The sequence below is a fragment of the Pseudomonas sp. LBUM1656 genome (genome assembly GCF_059716065.1).
Window position 1 is genome coordinate 2,886,442 of record NZ_CP166800.1, and the last position, 16,854, is coordinate 2,903,295.

General features: G+C 60.3%; 18 protein-coding genes. 13 read left to right on the forward strand and 5 right to left on the reverse strand.

The annotated features are described in order from the left end of the window. The first annotated feature begins 49 nt into the window (after positions 1 to 49). Together ACA072_RS13170 and ACA072_RS13175 are read left to right on the forward strand one after the other, a co-directional pair. Positions 50 to 661, forward strand: a complete 612-nt coding sequence (locus ACA072_RS13170) for a vWA domain-containing protein (RefSeq protein WP_497624983.1) — start codon at positions 50 to 52, stop codon at positions 659 to 661. Between the two features lie 126 nt (positions 662 to 787). Then, on the forward strand, positions 788 to 2,434 hold the full coding sequence (locus ACA072_RS13175; protein ID WP_497624683.1) for a phospholipase D-like domain-containing protein: 1,647 nt from the start codon (positions 788 to 790) through the stop codon (positions 2,432 to 2,434). A gap of 81 nt (positions 2,435 to 2,515) precedes the next feature. Here ACA072_RS13175 and ACA072_RS13180 read toward each other — a convergent pair whose 3' ends face one another. Continuing rightward, positions 2,516 to 3,739 carry an NADH:flavin oxidoreductase/NADH oxidase family protein gene (locus ACA072_RS13180; RefSeq protein WP_497624684.1) on the reverse strand — a complete coding sequence of 408 codons (1,224 nt, stop codon included), beginning with the start codon at positions 3,737 to 3,739 and terminating at the stop codon, positions 2,516 to 2,518. 77 nt (positions 3,740 to 3,816) lie between these two features. Here ACA072_RS13180 and ACA072_RS13185 point away from each other — a divergent pair, with 77 nt between their 5' ends. Further along, positions 3,817 to 4,221: a MerR family transcriptional regulator gene (locus ACA072_RS13185; RefSeq protein ID WP_403098155.1), complete on the forward strand. Its 405-nt coding sequence runs from the start codon at positions 3,817 to 3,819 to the stop codon at positions 4,219 to 4,221. On the opposite strand, the gene ACA072_RS13190 is transcribed toward ACA072_RS13185, so the two are convergent. Then, positions 4,218 to 4,475 carry a DUF2790 domain-containing protein gene (locus ACA072_RS13190; protein ID WP_497624685.1) on the reverse strand — a complete coding sequence of 86 codons (258 nt, stop codon included), beginning with the start codon at positions 4,473 to 4,475 and terminating at the stop codon, positions 4,218 to 4,220. The two genes, ACA072_RS13185 and ACA072_RS13190, sit on opposite strands and share 4 nt — an antisense overlap. Before the next feature lie 63 nt (positions 4,476 to 4,538). Beyond that, positions 4,539 to 6,077 carry an MFS transporter gene (locus ACA072_RS13195; RefSeq protein ID WP_497624686.1) on the reverse strand — a complete coding sequence of 513 codons (1,539 nt, stop codon included), beginning with the start codon at positions 6,075 to 6,077 and terminating at the stop codon, positions 4,539 to 4,541. A 164-nt stretch (positions 6,078 to 6,241) separates the two neighbouring features. On the opposite strand from ACA072_RS13195, the gene ACA072_RS13200 reads away from it, so the two are divergent. Together ACA072_RS13200 and ACA072_RS13205 are read left to right on the forward strand one after the other, a co-directional pair. After that, positions 6,242 to 7,108, forward strand: a complete 867-nt coding sequence (locus tag ACA072_RS13200; protein WP_497624687.1) for a LysR family transcriptional regulator — start codon at positions 6,242 to 6,244, stop codon at positions 7,106 to 7,108. 267 nt (positions 7,109 to 7,375) lie between these two features. Beyond that, positions 7,376 to 8,932: a TerC family protein gene (locus ACA072_RS13205; RefSeq protein ID WP_497624688.1), complete on the forward strand. Its 1,557-nt coding sequence runs from the start codon at positions 7,376 to 7,378 to the stop codon at positions 8,930 to 8,932. A gap of 30 nt (positions 8,933 to 8,962) precedes the next feature. Here the strand turns inward: ACA072_RS13205 and ACA072_RS13210 are convergent, their stop codons facing one another. Further along, complete coding sequence (locus ACA072_RS13210) at positions 8,963 to 9,394, reverse strand: thioredoxin family protein (RefSeq protein WP_497624689.1); 432 nt, start codon at positions 9,392 to 9,394, stop codon at positions 8,963 to 8,965. 345 nt (positions 9,395 to 9,739) lie between these two features. Here ACA072_RS13210 and ACA072_RS13215 point away from each other — a divergent pair, with 345 nt between their 5' ends. The 8 genes from ACA072_RS13215 to ACA072_RS13250 all read left to right on the forward strand — a co-directional run bounded on the left by ACA072_RS13215 (position 9,740) and on the right by ACA072_RS13250 (position 16,430). Continuing rightward, on the forward strand, positions 9,740 to 10,588 hold the full coding sequence (locus ACA072_RS13215) for a transporter substrate-binding protein (RefSeq protein WP_497624690.1): 849 nt from the start codon (positions 9,740 to 9,742) through the stop codon (positions 10,586 to 10,588). Between the two features lie 52 nt (positions 10,589 to 10,640). Then, the gene (locus ACA072_RS13220; protein WP_109636084.1) at positions 10,641 to 11,303 is read left to right on the forward strand and encodes an amino acid ABC transporter permease; all 663 of its coding nucleotides are present in this window, start codon (positions 10,641 to 10,643) and stop codon (positions 11,301 to 11,303) included. An 8-nt stretch (positions 11,304 to 11,311) separates the two neighbouring features. Beyond that, a complete protein-coding gene (locus tag ACA072_RS13225; protein WP_497624691.1) occupies positions 11,312 to 11,974 on the forward strand; it encodes an amino acid ABC transporter permease in 663 nt (220 codons plus the stop codon). Beyond that, complete coding sequence (locus ACA072_RS13230) at positions 11,971 to 12,762, forward strand: amino acid ABC transporter ATP-binding protein (protein ID WP_077747698.1); 792 nt, start codon at positions 11,971 to 11,973, stop codon at positions 12,760 to 12,762. Before ACA072_RS13225 ends, ACA072_RS13230 begins: the two co-directional genes overlap by 4 nt. A gap of 30 nt (positions 12,763 to 12,792) precedes the next feature. Continuing rightward, on the forward strand, positions 12,793 to 13,182 hold the full coding sequence (locus ACA072_RS13235; RefSeq protein WP_497624692.1) for a RidA family protein: 390 nt from the start codon (positions 12,793 to 12,795) through the stop codon (positions 13,180 to 13,182). 162 nt (positions 13,183 to 13,344) lie between these two features. Then, a complete protein-coding gene (locus tag ACA072_RS13240; RefSeq protein ID WP_497624693.1) occupies positions 13,345 to 14,109 on the forward strand; it encodes an IclR family transcriptional regulator in 765 nt (254 codons plus the stop codon). Between the two features lie 39 nt (positions 14,110 to 14,148). Further along, on the forward strand, positions 14,149 to 15,366 hold the full coding sequence (locus ACA072_RS13245; RefSeq protein ID WP_497624694.1) for an amino acid deaminase: 1,218 nt from the start codon (positions 14,149 to 14,151) through the stop codon (positions 15,364 to 15,366). A 131-nt stretch (positions 15,367 to 15,497) separates the two neighbouring features. Then, on the forward strand, positions 15,498 to 16,430 hold the full coding sequence (locus ACA072_RS13250; protein WP_497624695.1) for a sugar kinase: 933 nt from the start codon (positions 15,498 to 15,500) through the stop codon (positions 16,428 to 16,430). A gap of 144 nt (positions 16,431 to 16,574) precedes the next feature. On the opposite strand, the gene ACA072_RS13255 is transcribed toward ACA072_RS13250, so the two are convergent. Continuing rightward, positions 16,575 to 16,850 (reverse strand): peptidylprolyl isomerase, encoded by a 276-nt coding sequence (locus tag ACA072_RS13255; RefSeq protein WP_007898282.1) that lies wholly within the window; start codon positions 16,848 to 16,850, stop codon positions 16,575 to 16,577. Positions 16,851 to 16,854 lie beyond the last annotated feature (4 nt).

Consider the following 16,854-nt stretch of genomic DNA (forward strand, 5'->3'; position numbering starts at 1 on the left):
TCGCCCTCGATCTGACGCGGGGGCGAATGCCAGACCCCGGGCAGGACGGCTGGATAACGGCAAACAGGGCAAGCGTCACGCCGCGCGCAGTGGCTCGATCAACTGGCCCGGCACCTTGCTCAATGGCCGGCCCCGTCAGCGCGAAGAGGTGCTGTTTCACCTGCGCACGCGTTCCGCACATGAACTGTGGCTGGTGATCGTCGACGCGTCGGCCTCGACTCGCCGTCATCAGGCGTTGAGCGATGCCAAGGGGTTGCTCGCGCAAGTGTTCGACGACGCGTATCGCCAGCGGGCGCGCCTGGCTTTGCTGACCGCTAGCGGCCAGGCGCCGAAGTGGCAGGTGCAGGGATTGAAAGCGTCGACGGGGTTGCGTGTCTGGCTCGATGGCCTGGGCGCGGGCGGCGGTACGCCATTGTTGGCGGCGCTGAGCGAAGCCGGGCACTGGCTGGCGATAAGGCAAAAACGCTTTCCGGCGGAACAGCAAAGGCTGCTGCTGGTGACTGATGGGCGATTGAAGGAATGGCCGGGGTTGCCGGTGCTGGATTGCCCAGGGTTGTTGATTGATATCGAGCGCGGGCCGATTCGGTTAGGGCGAGCCAGACAGATGGCGGCGCAGTTGCAGGCGGATTATCGGCACATTGATGAGCTGGTTTCGGGCTGAAAGCTGTGTTGTTTGCAAGGGCCCCTTCGACTTGCCCGCGATGGCATCACCCCGATTCCGGATAATCATGGAGAATCGGCATCGCTACCCTATGCTCTGAGGTGCATTCGATCAAAGGAGTGAATCATGCGCGCACTTGCCGTTAACCCTCAGAACGACTTCCACGTCAAAGCCTATGCCGGCACCAACGGCGTGCTGTTGGCCATGGATCTGGCCGAACCCCGGCGCAAAGGCCTGCTGGGTTTCGCCATCGAAAAGCAGCAGGGCAGCAAGCCCTGGCTGTTTTTGTTCAATAGCCTGACGTTCCCGGGCAAGGCTCATACCTTCCCCCAATACCACGCCACCCCGAGCGATATCGCGCCGTTACAGAAATTTCGCTGGGCCGATTACGCGGTCAATCCGGGGCTGACGATCCATTATCGGATCTATCTGACCTACGGCAGCGCCGATGCGCCGCAACTGGGTGAGTTCCTGGAGGTGACGGTCATTTCCGATGACGGTCATCCCGGCAACCAAAGCGTCAATTTCAATCGCGCCGTGGCTGCCAGCCAGGCATTTCAGCGCAAGTTTCCCGAACTTGACACGCTCCTCAACGGCAAAGACAGACTGCCCATCGAAGCCTGGCCCGATGCCCCGCGCCGATGGCTGGAGAACGGTTTGCTCGGGCGCTTGCTGGGGTTTATCGAGCGGGCCGTCGATGGTCAGTGGGCGCTGGATATCGCTATTTACGAGTACCAGTTGCCGGTGATTGTCGATGCAGTGAACGCGGCGCACGAACGCGGCGTGAAGGTTCGCGTCCTTTATCACGCGCAACCGGACGAAGACACGACCGCCATGAACGAGGCGAGCCTGAAAAAGATCCCGGCGGCGAACAAGCGCGGGCGCGTCACCCACAGCATTTTCCACAACAAGTTCATGGTCCTCAGCCGGCTCGATGCAGCGGGTCTGCGCCAGCCAGAAGCCGTGCTCTGCGGCAGCACCAACTTCACCCCTAACGGCATTTACCGTCAGGCCAACGTGGTGCATGTGCTGGACGATCCTAAGGTCGGCGCCCGCTACCTGCAAATGTTCGAGCAGGTCTGGAACACACCGGCAGATGTCGGCGCCACTCGGCAATGGATCACGCAACACAATCCGATGGACCCGACGCAACCATTGTTTGCCGGGTTCTCACCGCGCTCGGGGCAGGGCGATTTGCATGAGTTCGTCGACATCATCAATGCGGCGAAGAAAGACCTGCTGTTCGTCACCGCGTTCACCTTGCCCGACGCCATCCTCAACGCGTTGCTCGGCGAGCCCCACGACGACATTTTGCGCTACGGACTGCAAAACTCCGCGAGCAAGATCACCGGATTTCATGCCGACCGCACAGCCGAGTTCACCACGGTTGCGCTGCTCAATACCGGCCTGGAAGGTTGGCTCCTGGAAAGCAAGGAAGGTCAGAAGGGCAACCTGCTGGTGCACACCAAAGCCATCGTCACGGATTTCACCAGCGATACGCCGACGATCATCAGCGGCAGTCATAACCTCAGTGCGGCGGCCAGCAACAGCAATGACGAGAACTATCTGATCATCCGCGGCGATACCGATCTGGCCGATCGTTATGGCCTGGAGTTGCTGCGGTTTTATGAGCATTACCGGTTTCGCTATTACGCGAAAAAACTGGCGCTCAAGCAGGTGCAGCCGTTGGCGGCGGATGACAGCTGGACTGATGATTATTATGTCGAGGGGAATTTGCGTCAGTTGTCGAGGTTGCGGTTTTCCGGGCAGTAATCGTCGGCCTCACGGGCCCCATTGCCAGCAGGCTCGCTCCGGGGCGGCGTTCCGACGATGGGGGCGATACGGTTTTATGTATTACTTACCCATCGCCTGTCGGTACTGCCGTGTGCGTCGGGCGATGTACAGCTGATCAACAATCAACGCCCATAGCGCCGACACCTTTGGCCGGGTCTTGCGCCCACGGCTCAGGCGATGCAGCTGGAACTTCACCACGGCCATGCTCGCCAGGGCGGCCAGTGGTTTGCGTTTCCAGCGGATCGGCGGCAATTGCGGGTGGCTGTTCTGGCCTTCGCGCCAGCGTTTGACCAGTTGCGGTTCGATGGCCAGCGCCGTGCCGATGCCGGCCATGGCGATGCCGCTGTCGAGCACCTGCTCGACGATGGCCAGGCGTCGAATCCCGCCGGTCACCATCACTGGCATGCTCGCTACGCTGGCCAATTCGCCGGCCATTTCCAGAAAGTACGCCTCCCGCGCCAAGGTCCTGCCGTCGCGGGCTTCGCCTTGCATGGCCGGTGCTTCGTAGCTGCCCCCGGAGAGCTCCAGCAAATCGATTTTCTGGTCGTTGAGCCACAGGATCACTTGCCGGGCGTCGTCCGCGTCGAAACCGCCGCGCTGGAAGTCTGCGGAGTTGAGTTTTACCGCCACGCAAAACTGTGGCGACACGGCTTGGCGAACGGCGCTGACCACGGCCAGCAGCAGACGGGCGCGATTCTCCAGCGAACCGCCCCAACGGTCAGTGCGGCGATTGGTCAAGGGCGAGAGAAACTGGCTGAGCAGGTAGCCGTGCGCCGCATGAATCTGCACGCCGGTGAAACCGGCTTTTTCCGCCAGGGCCGCACTGGTGGCGAAGCGCTGGATGACCTCGGCGATATTGCTTTCCGACATCGGTTTGGGTTCGGCAAACATCTTGGAGAATGAACCCAGATCCAGCGCCACGGCTGACGGTGCCCAGGCTTGCTGGCCGAGGTTGGCCATGGTCTGGCGACCGGGATGATTGAGTTGCACCCAGAAATGCGCGCCACCGGACCGGCCAATGGTTGCCCACTGTCGGAACTGCTCGAGATGCCGTTCGTCCTCCAGCACCACGCCTGCAGGGCCGGTCATGGCTCGGCGATCGATCATCACGTTGCCGGTCAGCAACAGACCCGTTTCGCCCTCGGCCCAGGCTTGATACAGCTGAAACAGCGCGTTGGACGGTGCTTGTCCAGTGTCCGCGAGGTTCTCTTCCATCGCGGCTTTGGCGATGCGATTGCCGAGGGTCTGGCCGTTGGGCAAATTCAGCGTTTGGAAGGGCGACATGCTTGACTCCTCATCAGTAAAGCGTAGAGGCTAAGCTTAAAGTTAACTTTAATGTCAAGCAGACGAATGAGGCCGGGATGAAGATTGGTGAATTGGCGCAGTTGAGCGGGTTGAACGCGTCGCGCATTCGGTTTTACGAGGCTCAGGGCCTGATTCGGCAGGTGGAGCGCCTGGCCAACGGCTATCGGCGCTACCCGCCGCAAGTCCTGCAAACCTTGAAGATTATCCAGTGCGCGCAGCAGGCCGGGTTCAGCCTCGAAGAGCTGAAGCTTTTGTTGCCGGACACGGTGACAGGCGAGTTCAAGCACGATGAACTGGTGGCGAGCCTAGGGCGCAAAGTCGAACAGATCGAAGCGATGCAACTGCACCTGGCACAGAGCAAGGCGCAGTTGCTGGGGTTGATCGAGAACATTCAGGCACGGCCCGAAGGAATGGCCTGCGGCGAGAATGCCGAGCGGGTGCTGGCGTCGATCAAGCATTAGTTCTGACCGAGGCAGTTTTCGCCAAAAGCCTGGTAACGCAGGACATGGGTGGTGCCCGCGGTGTCAATGTAGGTCATCTCCCGAGGCAAGGGGCCGCAACCATCGCTGCTGGTCATGTTGAGCACCTTGGCGATGTGGAGCGGCGTCGAATACGTGTAGTCCTCGACTTTCGGCGTGCTGGAATTGTCGATGGAAGCGGCCGCTGCAACACCGCTCAGACTGATGAGAAACAGGGCGGACAGAATGCGTTTCATGATGGGGCTCTCGTAGTGGCTACTGAACGATTTCAGTGGCAGTACGACGAGCCCCGTCGGGGTTTATTCCAGGCTGAGTGAAAAACTTTTCTGCGCCGGGATCGGATTGCGCATCAGCGTGCCGACCACCAGTGCCCCCAGCAAGGCCAGCAAACCGGCGACCAGAAGCAGCAGGCTGAAGCCACCAACGAACGCCTGACGCGCCAACGGTTCGACCAACGCACGCGCGGCTTCCGGAAGCAGGTTCATCGCCGCCGTCATGTCTCCGGCGACCACCCGTGAGGCAATGCCCTTGGACTGTTCGAGCCATTGCGCGTCGTGCGCCGACAAGCTGGTGCGCAACAGCAATTCGGTATGGCTGGACAGCAACGCACCGAAGACGCCGATGGCCAATACGATGGCGCTAAAACGCATGGTGGTGCTCATGCCCGAGGCCATGCCGGTGCGTTCGCGAGGGACGCAGGCCATGATGTTTTTTTGCGTGTCGCCATTGAGCAGGCCGGCCCCGGCGCCCGTCACGGCAATGGCCAGGGCGAAAGGCAGGTAGCCGCCGCTGCTGACCGCCCAGGCGCTAAGCAGATTGCCGCTGCCGACCAGAGTCAAACCCGCCGCCATCAGCGTCGCCGGGGCAAATCGATGGGCAAGCCGAGCGCCGATTCGCGGACAAATCAACATGGTCGCGGCAAACGGCAACATCCCCAACCCCGACGCAATGGCCGAGAAACCGAGGCCATTTTGCAGGTAGAACGGCAGCAGCGTCATCATCACCTGAGCGCAACCGGCATAGGCAAACATGCCGAGCAGGGCGCCGATGAAACGCGGATGTCTGAACAATTGCAGGTCGACCATCGGTCGCTGTTGCATCCGCTCGATCAGCACAAACAACCCCAACAGCAGGGCGCCACCGATAAGCCTGGCGTAGGTGAGCGGGTTGCTCCAGCCGATCCGGTTGGCTTCGATCAAGCCCCAGATAAGGCACAGCAAGCTCGCACTGAACGCCAGGCTGCCCCAGGGGTCGAGGCGCGCCGATTGGGTATTCCTCGATTCCGGCACGGCGCGCCAGACCATGACCATCAAGAACAGCCCGACCGGCAGGTTGAGGTAGAAAATCCAGCGCCAACCCACATATTCGGTGATCAGTCCGCCGACCGTCGGCGCGGCGGTCATCGCCACGCCCATGCACGCGCCCCAGAACGCCCAGGCCTTGGCCCGTTCGACTTCATCGTGAAAGGCATGGCCGATGGCGGCCAAAGCCGAGGTCAGCAGCAATGCCGCGCCGACACCTTTGATCGCCCGTGTGATGTCGAGGAACAACGCAGTGGGCGCGGCGCCGCAACCGATGGAGGCGAGGATGAAAATGCCCAGGCCCCAGAGCATGGTTTTCTGGCGGCCAAAGCGGTCGGCGATGCTGCCTGCGGGTAGCAATAAGGCCGCGAACGCCAGCATGTAGGCGCTGACCACCCATTCGATGTCGGCAAAGTTCGCGCCCAGGTCCCGTGCGATGGTCGGCAGGGTCACGGCAACGATGTTGGTGTCGAGCACGATCAGCGAGCAAACGCCGGAGGCCGTCAGCAGTGTCAGGCGCGGACTGACCCGGCTCATGGCGTGATTGCCTTTTGGGCAAGAGCGTTGGTCGCAGCGGTGAAAAGGGGTTTGACGTACATGACATTGGCTCTCTACTGTGATTGGCAATGAGCTTATCGCGATCGATTACGGGCTTCGTTAGCCCGGTATCGGGACTTCATTACCTTTGAGCTAATGCACCCATGGACATACGGCATTTCCGCTACTTTCTGGCCGTTGCCCGGCAAGGCAACTTCACCCGCGCCGCCGAACAACTCGGTATCGCACCGCCGACCTTGACTCGGCAGATCCAGGACATGGAGAACGAACTCGGCACGCGACTGTTCGTGCGCCAGACCCGAGAGGTCAGCCTGACCGAGGCCGGTGCCGCGTTAATGATCGAGGCCGAGGCGACGGTGCGGCAATTCGAATACGCCCAGCAAAATGCCCAGCGCGCCGGACGCGGCGATATCGGTCATATCGAACTCGGTTACGTGGCGTCGGCGGTGTACTCGGGCGTACTGCAAAGGCAGGTGCAGGCCTTCAGTCGCGAGTGTCCGGACGTGAGTCTGAATGTGCGGGAAAGCCCCATGGCGTCATTGCCGGCCATGGTGGTCGAGGGGCGATTCGACATCGGTTATGTCCGCTCACCCATGACCCTGCCTGACGGTCTGGAGGCCATTCGCCTGGACTCGGAAGGCTTCGTGCTGGCGCTGTCTTCCGAGTCGTGGCTGTGTCATCTGCCGGACATCAGTCCGGAGCATCTGCAAAACGAGACGTTCATCCTGCCGGAACAAATCAGTGGCACGTTGCAAGTCGCCGCCGAGGGCGGGTTTGCACCGAAACTGGGGGCGCAGCCGGGCGGACTGGTGGCGGTGATTGCCCTGGTGTCATTGGGGCAGGGCGTAGCGGTCGTGCCGGAGTCGGTGGTCGGGCATGTCGGTTTGCCGGGCGTGTTGTACCGGGCGATCAAGGGCTGCGAGGCGACATCGTGGTTGTCGTTGATTCATCGGCGGTTCGAGAAATCGGCTGCGGTGGTCAGGTACATCGAACAAGTCAAAAAGCGCTGATTACAGATTTTGTAATGATTTCCGGCTGTAGGAAATGTCGCTTTCGCCTGTACGCTCCAAGGCCATATTCCTTTCAGGACTTGCATGAACACCCTTTTGGAGCCTCCCGGTTATCCTTTCTCTTCGCGCTACCGCGCGGTCTTGATGCACGCGAAACATCCGGTTTTCCGACTTCCGAATCCCCTTGTCACTTCACTGCCACGGCCTCTGCGCTGCGCCTTGCCGTGCCCGGCTTTCTGAATTCACTGAAGAGATCGAGACGTTTTTATGGAATGGATAGCTGACCCCACCGCATGGCTGGGCCTGTTGACTCTGATTGTGCTGGAGCTGGTGCTGGGCATCGACAACCTGGTGTTTATCGCCATCCTGGCCGACAAGCTGCCGCCCGAACAACGCGACCGTGCGCGGCTCATCGGTTTGTCCCTGGCGTTGCTGATGCGCCTGGGCCTGTTGGCGAGTATTTCGTGGCTGGTGACCCTGACTCAGCCGTTGTTCGAGGTGTTCGACAAGAGCTTCTCCGGCCGCGATTTGATCATGCTGTTCGGTGGTGTGTTCCTGTTGTTCAAGGCCACCATGGAATTGCACGAGCGACTCGAAGGCCATGTCGGCCAGCGCACTTCTAACGCAACTTATGCGATGTTCTGGCCGATCGTGGCGCAGATCGTGGTGCTCGATGCGGTGTTCTCTCTGGATGCGGTGATTACCGCCGTGGGCATGGTCGATGAACTGGCCGTGATGATGATCGCGGTGATTATTTCCATCGGCCTGATGATCGTCGCCAGCAAGCCGCTGACCCGTTTCGTCAATGAACACCCGACGGTGATCATGCTCTGTCTGGGCTTTCTGATGATGATCGGCTTCGCGCTGACCGCTGAAGGCTTGGGGTTCCACATTCCGAAGGGCTATCTGTATGCGGCCATCGGTTTCTCGATCCTGATCGAGATCTTCAACCAGATTGCCCGGGCTCGCCGTAAAAAATCGATGCAGGGTCTGCGACCGATACGTGAGCGCACGGCCCACGCCGTGATGCGTTTGCTGGGTGGCCGCACGCTCGCGGTGGAAGAGGTTGGCGAGGAGATTGCCGACCTGCTGGACAACGTTGAAGCACCGGGCACAGGTCTGTTCGACCGGCGCGAACGGGTGATGATCAGTGGTGTGCTGCAACTCGCCGAGCGCCCGATCCGCACCTTGATGACGGTGCGCGCCGATGTCGATCACATTGACCTGTCCGATGATGCCGAAACCATTCGCACGCGCCTGATGAATTCGTCCTATTCACGCCTGCCGCTGATTCGCGATGGCGCGGTGGATGAGCCGCTGGGTTTCGTGCACAAGAAGGAATTGCTCAAGGAATACCTGGCCGGCAACCAACCCGGTCTTGATTCTCTGGCGCGCAAGACCATCAACTTGCTCGACAGTTACTCGATCCTCAATGCCTTGGAACAGATGCGCAAAGCCTCGACTCACATTGCGTTCGTGGTCAATGAGTTCGGTGATTTTGTCGGTGTCTTGACCATGACTGACATTCTCGAATCGATTGCCGGCGAGTTGCCGGATGCCAGCGAAATCGAGGGTCCGGATGTGGTCGAGGAGCAGGGTGGCTTCATGGTCAGCGGCGCGTTGAACCTGGCGCGGGTGCGACAGCGGACCGGTTTTGCGGCAGCGCCTACCGATGACTATCAAACCCTGGCCGGGCTGGTGGTCAGCCTGCTGGATCGCCTGCCGATGATCGGTGACAGCCATGAGTGGGAAGGCTGGCGGCTCACGGTGGCGGCGGTTGAGGAGCGGCGGGTGACGCGGGTGTTGCTGGTGCGCGCGGTTTAGATCGTTCCCGTGGGTGGGAACGATCATCTCTCAAACTCCGATCAACGTGTGCGCCCGAGGAACAGTGCGAATTCTGCGCAGGGTCTGGCGTAACCACGCCAGATCGTGAACCGGCTTACGGGCCACTGTTGCCGGTTTCACCTTGCCGATGTGCCTGGCGAAGTCTTCCTGCAGGGTTTGCTCATTGCCGATGCCCTTGAGCTTTTTCAGCAGCTTCCCGTCTTTGTAAAACAGCACTGTCGGGGTGCCGTTGACTTTCGGGTGCCGAGGCGATTCATTGGTGTCCAGCATGTAGATGTGCGCGTGATGCCGATAAGCCTCGGCGATCTGGCGAAAGATCGGCCCGGCCCAATCGCAGGCTGGGCAGTGCGGACTGCCGAAATACAAAATCACCGGGCGCCAGGTTTTCAGGGCCTTGCGGTAGACCGGAGCCAGCGCGTTGTGGGTGTTTGCCGAGCGCATTGAAACCTCCTTTTTTCACTGTGCATTGAAGAGTGTGTCGACGGTAAAGGAGCGAGGCAGGTCGGTCTACTGTCAGAAATTACAGGTAACCCGCTGCTCCATTTTGAATCGCTTCTTTGCGAATGTGGTGCAAGTACCCGAACCGTTGTAGCCAACGGTAGCGTTCATTCACCTGTGCGTTTGGTAACGTCCGTTTTTCATTTTTGTCCATCCATTTGATTCAAAACAGTTTTCAATCTCCCCAACACACCCCCCACAACCTGTGGCACACTTTCTGCTGTCTATTCCGTTGTTACATACCGACGTCCGGTATAGCGGAATAAACATCACCCTGGAGTGCTTGCCATGCATCGCCGACCTTCCTTGTTTAAAGCGTGTGTTTTTCTTGTTGCAGCTTCGGCTGCTGCCATGGGCGTGGCCCAGGCGGCGGACAGCAAGCTCGATAGCGTGCTGGCCCGCGGGAAACTGCTTGTGGGCACGGGCAGCACCAATGCGCCGTGGCACTTCCAGGGAGCGGACGGCAAGTTGCAGGGATTTGATATCGATATCGGGAAAATGATTGCCAAGGGGTTGTTCAACGACCCGACCAAGGTCGAGTTCGTGGTGCAGTCCTCCGATGCGCGGATTCCCAACTTGCTGACTGACAAGGTCGACATCAGTTGCCAGTTCATCACCGTGACCGCCAGCCGTGCGCAGCAGGTGGCGTTCACCCTGCCGTACTACCGCGAAGGCGTCGGCCTGCTGTTGCCGGCCAACAGCAAGTACAAGGAAATCGAAGACCTCAAGGCCGCCGACGACAGCGTGACCGTGGCGGTGCTGCAGAACGTGTACGCCGAAGAATTGGTGCATCAGGCCTTGCCCAAAGCCAAGGTCGATCAGTACGACAGCGTTGATTTGATGTATCAGGCCGTCAACTCCGGCCGTGCCGATGCGGCGGCTACCGATCAGTCGTCGGTGAAATACCTGATGGTGCAGAACCCTGGCCGCTATCGCAGCCCGGCTTATGCGTGGAGCCCTCAGACCTACGCCTGCGCGGTCAAACGCGGCGATCAGGACTGGCTGAACTTCGTTAACACCACCTTGCATGAAGCCATGACGGGAGTTGAATTCCCGACTTACGCGGCGTCCTTCAAGCAGTGGTTCGGTGTCGATCTGCCGACCCCGGCCATCGGTTTCCCTGTCGAATTCAAATGATCCCGTGAGAGCGGGGCGGTGATGAATCGCCCCGTTCAAGGTACTGCTGACCATGAACTATCAGTTGAACTTTGCCGCCGTGTGGCGCGATTTCGACACCTTGCTGGCGGGGCTCGGTCTGGGCCTCGAACTGGCGCTGGTGTCGATCGCCATCGGTTGCGTGATCGGCCTGATGATGGCGTTTGCTTTGCTGTCAAAGCACCGCGCATTGCGGGTGCTGGCGTCGGTGTATGTGACGGTGATCCGCAACACGCCGATTCTGGTGTTGATTCTGTTGATCTACTTCGCCTTGCCGAGCCTGGGGATCCGGCTGGACAAGATCCCGTCGTTCATCATCACGCTGTCGCTGTATGCCGGGGCGTACCTGACTGAAGTATTCCGCGGCGGCTTGTTGAGCATCCCGAAAGGACAGCGTGAAGCCGGGCTGGCCATCGGTCTCGGCGAATGGCAGGTCAAGGCGTACGTCACCGTGCCGGTGATGCTGCGCAATGTGCTGCCGGCCTTGTCGAACAACTTCATTTCGCTGTTCAAGGACACCTCGCTGGCCGCCGCGATTGCGGTGCCGGAGCTGACCTATTACGCGCGCAAGATCAATGTCGAGAGCTACCGGGTGATCGAAACCTGGATGGTGACCACAGCGCTCTATGTGGCGGCCTGTTACCTCATTGCCATGATGCTGCGTTACCTCGAACAGCGTCTGGCGATCCGCCGATAGGAGGCCCCATGTACGAATCACCCAGTTGGTTGCATGAGTTATGGGTTGCCCGCGAAGTGCTGTGGCAAGGTTTTCTGACGAGTGTGCAGGTTTCGGCCCTGGCCATTTTGCTGGGCACGATAGTCGGCATTGTCGCTGGTCTGGTGCTGACCTACGGCAAGTTCTGGATGCGCGCACCGTTCCGGTTCTACGTGGATATTATTCGCGGCACGCCGGTGTTTGTGCTGGTGCTGGCCTGCTTTTACATGGCGCCCGCGTTGGGCTGGCAGATCAGTGCGTTCCAGGCCGGTGCCTTGGGGTTGACGCTGTTTTGCGGCTCCCACGTCGCCGAGATCGTGCGCGGCGCGCTGCAAGCGTTGCCCAGCGGTCAGATGGAGGCGAGCAAGGCCATCGGCCTGACTTTTTATCAATCCCTCGGATACGTGTTGTTGCCCCAGGCGTTGCGGCAGATCCTGCCGACCTGGGTCAACTCCTCCACGGAGATCGTCAAGGCCTCGACCTTGCTGTCGGTCATCGGTGTGGCGGAATTGCTGCTCAGCACGCAGCAGATTATTGCCCGCACCTTCATGACGCTGGAGTTTTACCTGTTCGCCGGATTTCTGTTTTTCGTCATCAACTACGCCATCGAATTACTCGGCCGGCACATTGAAAAGCGGGTGGCCTTGCCATGACTCAACCTCAAGTTTCGACACAAAACCAGGCCCTGCTGGACATTCGCGGCCTGCACAAACAGTACGGCAAGCTTGAAGTGCTCAAGGGCGTCGACCTGACCATGCAGCGCGGCAACGTGGTCACGCTGATTGGTTCCAGCGGCTCGGGCAAGACCACGCTGCTGCGTTGCGTGAACATGCTCGAAGAATTCCAGGGCGGGCAGATCGTGCTCGATGGCGAGTCCATCGGTTATGACGAGGTCAACGGCAAGCGCGTGCGTCACCCGGAAAAAGTCATCGCTCGGCATCGTGCGATGACCGGCATGGCGTTCCAGCAGTTCAACCTGTTCCCGCACCTGACCGCGTTGCAGAACGTCACCCTCGGCTTGCTCAAGGTCAAGAAGCTGCACAAGGACGAAGCCGTGGCGCTGGCGGAAAAATGGCTGGAACGGGTCGGCTTGCTGGAGCGACGCGATCACTATCCCGGTCAGTTGTCCGGCGGTCAGCAACAGCGCGTGGCGATTGCCCGGGCGATTGCGATGAACCCGAGCCTGATGCTGTTCGACGAAGTGACCTCGGCCCTCGACCCGGAACTGGTCGGCGAAGTGCTGAACGTGATCAAGGGCCTGGCCGATGAAGGCATGACCATGTTGCTGGTCACCCACGAGATGCGTTTTGCCTTCGAGGTGTCGGACAAGATCGTTTTCATGAATCAGGGGCGCATCGAAGAGCAGGGGCCTCCCAAGGAACTGTTCGAACGTCCTCAATCACCGCGTTTGGCTGAATTCCTCAAGAACACGCGGTTTTAATTTTTATCTTTTCAATCAGGAGAAACACTCATGAGCATTACTCGTTACGGCACCGGCAGCAGCGCCGCTGGCGGTACGCCTCGTCCTTTCGCCCGCGCCGTTGAAGCCGATGGCTGGCTGCACGTTTCTGGCCAGGTGCCGGCGCTGGATGGCGAGATTATTGTCGGCGGCATCGTCGAGCAGACTCACCAGACCATGAAAAACCTGATCGCGATTCTGGAAGAGGCCGGTTATGGCCTGGAAGATGTGGTGCGTGCGGGTGTGTGGTTGGAGGATCCGCGGGATTTCACCAGTTTCAACAAGGTCTTCTCCGAGTACTTCAAAAGCGAGCACGCACCGGCCCGGGCCTGTGTGCAGGCGAACATGATGGTCGATTGCAAGGTTGAGATTGACTGCATCGCGTACAAGAAAAAGGCCTGAACCTGAGCACTGATCGTTCCCACGCTCTGCGTGGGAATGCCTCACTGGACGCTCCGCGTCCGCTTCTGGGACGCAGAGCGTCCTTGGCTGCATTCCCACGCGGAGCGTGGGAACGATCATTAGCGGTAAACTCCCGGCCACTTTGAATGGGAACCTGATGACATGACCGAAGACACCATCAAGCGCCGGGCTCGCGGTCTGGACCGGGCGTTCGATATCCTCGATTTCCTCAAGGAAGTCGGCAAACCGCTGCGCCCGAATGAAATCGCCAGCGGCATCGACAGCCCGAAATCCACGATCTACGAACTGGTTGCTTCCCTGCTGGAGCGACGCATTCTCGAACCCGTGGGCAAGGACGGTCACGTCTACCTTGGCCGTCAGCTGTACTTCCTCGGGCAGGCGCATCTGCGTCATTTCGACCTGACTCGCGAGGCCGATCACGCCTTGCAGGAAATCGTCAGCCAGACCCATGAAACCGCGCAGATGTGCCTGCTCAACGGACGCAAATACACCGTGGCGCTGATGAAAGAGGGCGAGCGGCATTTCCGCATTTCCTCAGACATCGGCGAGAACGCGCCCATCCCCTGGACCGCGTCCGGGCGCCTGCTGCTGGCGCACTTGAGCGACCAGGAGATCGTCGACCTGATCGACCACGATGACTTCATTCTGCCCGACGGCGAGCGTCTGCCGCTGGAGCAGTTTCTCAAGGAAATCCGTCAGGCCGGCATCGATGGCTTTTTCTCTTTCGATAGCGTTGCCGACACCTTTACCCATTGCTTCGCCGCCCCGGTCAAAGACCCCGGCGGCGTGGCCATTGCGACCCTGTGCATCGTCGCCCCACGGGACGACGCCAAGAACAATTACAACGACTATCGCCGAGTGTTGATCGACAGCGCCAATAGCCTGGCCCGGCGTATCAACGAATAACAGCGGCTGGCTGCAGCCGCGACTGTGAGGAGTTCGACCATGTCTTCTACCCAAAACACTGCCGCCGTGGAAAAGGGCTTTGCCCAGACCGGCGCCAACCTGGTACGCGACGTCAGCCTGCCTGCGCTAGTGCTGCACCGCGAAGCGCTGGAGCACAACATTCGCTGGATGCAGGCGTTTGTCAGCAACAGCGGCGCCGAACTCGCGCCCCACGGCAAAACCAGCATGACCCCGGCGCTGTTCCGCCGCCAACTGGACGCCGGCGCCTGGGGCATCACCCTCGCCAGCGCCACGCAAACCCGTGCGGCCTACGCCCATGGCGTGCGTCGAGTGCTGATGGCCAACCAATTGGTCGGCACCCCGAACATGGCGCTGATCGCCGATCTGCTGGCGGACCCGACCTTAGACTTCCATTGCATGGTCGATCACCCGGACAACGTCGCAGACCTCGGCGCGTATTTCGCCTCGCGGGGTGTGCGCCTGAACGTAATGATCGAGTACGGCGTGGTCGGCGGGCGTTGCGGTTGCCGCACTGAAGATGAAGTCATCGCTCTGGCCAAAGCCATCAACGCGCAACCTTCGTTGGCGCTGACCGGTATCGAAGGCTACGAAGGCGTGATCCACGGTGATCATGCCGTCACGGGCATCCGCGCATTCGCGGGATCTTTGGTGCGCTTGGCCGTGCAGTTGCAGGACAGCGGCGCGTTTGCGATTCCCAAGCCGATCATCACCGCCTCGGGTTCGGCCTGGTATGACTTGATTGCCGAGGAATTCGAAGCGCAGAACGCGGGTGGGCGTTTCCTCAGCGTGTTGCGCCCCGGCAGCTACGTGGCCCACGACCATGGCATCTACAAGGAAGCGCAATGCTGCGTGCTCGACCGGCGCAGCGATCTGCACGAAGGCCTGCGTCCGGCGCTGGAAGTCTGGGCGCATGTGCAATCGCTGCCGGAACCGGGTTTTGCGGTGATCGCCCTGGGTAAACGCGACGTGGCCTATGACGCAGGTTTGCCGGTGCCGCTGCTGCGTTACAAGGCCGGCATGGTGCCTGCGAACGGCGACGATGTCAGCGCCTGCAAGGTAACGGCGGTGATGGACCAGCACGCGTTCATGACGGTGGCGCCGGGGGTTGAGTTGCGGGTGGGCGATATCATTTCGTTCGGCACTTCACACCCGTGCCTGACGTTCGACAAGTGGCGCACGGGGTGTCTGGTGGATGAGCAGCTGAACGTCATCGAAACCATGGAAACCTGTTTCTAAGGCTTGAGAGCGAGGCGTGGCCTTCGCGAGCAAGCCCGCTCCCACAATGGAATGCGTTCCCCTGTGGGAGCGGGCTTGCTCGCGAAGGCGGCCTCACAGACAACACAGAAACACCAGAGACGACAAAAACAATGAACACCATCAACACCCTCGGCCCCAACACCCCGCGCATCGCCCTGATCGGCGAGTGCATGATCGAGTTGCAACAACGCGCCGACGGCACGCTGCAACAAAGCTTCGGTGGCGATACCCTGAACACTGCGGTGTACCTGTCCCGGGAGCTGGGCACGAGTGGCGTCGTCGATTACGTCACCGCGCTGGGCGACGACAGTTTCAGCGATGCCATGTGCCAGACCTGGGCCGATGAAAACATCGGGCTCGGCATGGTCCAGCGCCTGCCCGGCCGCCTGCCCGGTTTGTACTGCATCCAGACTGACGCGGCCGGCGAACGTCGCTTCCTCTATTGGCGCAACGAAGCGGCCGTGCGCGATTGCTTCACCACGCCAGCCGCCGCGCCGATCCTGGCGGCGCTGCCGGATTACGATGTGCTGTATTTCAGCGGCATCACCCTGGCGGTGCTCGGCGTGCAAGGTCGGGAGAAGTTGCTGGTGACCCTGATCGAGGCCCGGCAACGGGATGCGCGGATTGTCTTCGACAACAACTACCGGCCACGTTTGTGGGCGTCAGTCGAAGAGGCGCGGGCGGCTTATCGCAGCGTCTTGCCCTACGTCGATCTGGCATTGTTGACGGTTGATGACGAGCAGGCACTGTTTCATTTTTCCGATTGCGAGGCGGTGTTTGACGCTTATGAGCAGATTGGCACCCCTGAAGTGGTACTCAAGCGCGGAGCCGAGGCGTGTTTGATTCGCTGTGCTGGCGAGTCGTTCGAGGTGCCGGCGCAGAAGGTCGAGCGGGTGGTGGACACAACGGCGGCGGGGGATTCGTTCAGTGCGGCGTATCTGGCCAGTCGGCTCAAGGGCGGAAGCGCGGTTGAGGCGGCTGAAGCGGGGCATCGGTTGGCGAGTCGGGTGATTCAAGTGCCAGGAGCACTCATCCCGAGATAAGCAGTGAATGGCCGTTTGCTTCGCAGTCGGTTCGCGAGCAAGCCCGCTCCCACATTGGATCTCCAGTGGAATCATGATTTGTGAACACCCCCGGCCAAATGTGGGAGCGGGCTTGCTCGCGAAGGGTCCCTCAAGCCAACCCAATCAATCCCGGTAAAACACCTGCACCAGGTGATACCCGAACTTGCTCTTGATCGGCCCGTGCACCACTCGCAACGGCTTTTTGAAGATCACCGCATCGATCACCCCGACCATCTGCCCAGGCCGCACTTCACCCAGGTCGCCGCCGCGTTTGCCGGACGGGCAGGTGGAGTATTTCTTGGCCAGCACATCAAAGGCTTCGCCCTTGGCGATGCGTTGTTTGAGCTGTTCGGCTTCTTCCGAGGTTTTCACCAGAATGTGGCGGGCTTGAGCTTTCATGGGG

Bases quoted from the DNA above. Each gene is read 5' to 3' on its own strand.
- ACA072_RS13185 (WP_403098155.1), top strand. From the start codon at position 3,817: ATGAAGATTGGTGAATTGGCGCAGTTGAGCGGGTTGAACGCGTCGCGC.
- ACA072_RS13235 (WP_497624692.1), top strand. From the start codon at position 12,793: ATGAGCATTACTCGTTACGGCACCGGCAGCAGCGCCGCTGGCGGTACG.
- ACA072_RS13250 (WP_497624695.1), top strand. From the start codon at position 15,498: ATGAACACCATCAACACCCTCGGCCCCAACACCCCGCGCATCGCCCTG.
- ACA072_RS13230 (WP_077747698.1), top strand. From the start codon at position 11,971: ATGACTCAACCTCAAGTTTCGACACAAAACCAGGCCCTGCTGGACATT.
- ACA072_RS13175 (WP_497624683.1), top strand. From the start codon at position 788: ATGCGCGCACTTGCCGTTAACCCTCAGAACGACTTCCACGTCAAAGCC.
- ACA072_RS13220 (WP_109636084.1), top strand. From the start codon at position 10,641: ATGAACTATCAGTTGAACTTTGCCGCCGTGTGGCGCGATTTCGACACC.
- ACA072_RS13240 (WP_497624693.1), top strand. From the start codon at position 13,345: ATGACCGAAGACACCATCAAGCGCCGGGCTCGCGGTCTGGACCGGGCG.
- ACA072_RS13215 (WP_497624690.1), top strand. From the start codon at position 9,740: ATGCATCGCCGACCTTCCTTGTTTAAAGCGTGTGTTTTTCTTGTTGCA.
- ACA072_RS13180 (WP_497624684.1), bottom strand. From the start codon at position 3,739: ATGTCGCCCTTCCAAACGCTGAATTTGCCCAACGGCCAGACCCTCGGC.
- ACA072_RS13225 (WP_497624691.1), top strand. From the start codon at position 11,312: ATGTACGAATCACCCAGTTGGTTGCATGAGTTATGGGTTGCCCGCGAA.
- ACA072_RS13205 (WP_497624688.1), top strand. From the start codon at position 7,376: ATGGAATGGATAGCTGACCCCACCGCATGGCTGGGCCTGTTGACTCTG.
- ACA072_RS13200 (WP_497624687.1), top strand. From the start codon at position 6,242: ATGGACATACGGCATTTCCGCTACTTTCTGGCCGTTGCCCGGCAAGGC.
- ACA072_RS13210 (WP_497624689.1), bottom strand. From the start codon at position 9,394: ATGCGCTCGGCAAACACCCACAACGCGCTGGCTCCGGTCTACCGCAAG.
- ACA072_RS13255 (WP_007898282.1), bottom strand. From the start codon at position 16,850: ATGAAAGCTCAAGCCCGCCACATTCTGGTGAAAACCTCGGAAGAAGCC.
- ACA072_RS13190 (WP_497624685.1), bottom strand. From the start codon at position 4,475: ATGAAACGCATTCTGTCCGCCCTGTTTCTCATCAGTCTGAGCGGTGTT.
- ACA072_RS13245 (WP_497624694.1), top strand. From the start codon at position 14,149: ATGTCTTCTACCCAAAACACTGCCGCCGTGGAAAAGGGCTTTGCCCAG.
- ACA072_RS13195 (WP_497624686.1), bottom strand. From the start codon at position 6,077: ATGAGCCGGGTCAGTCCGCGCCTGACACTGCTGACGGCCTCCGGCGTT.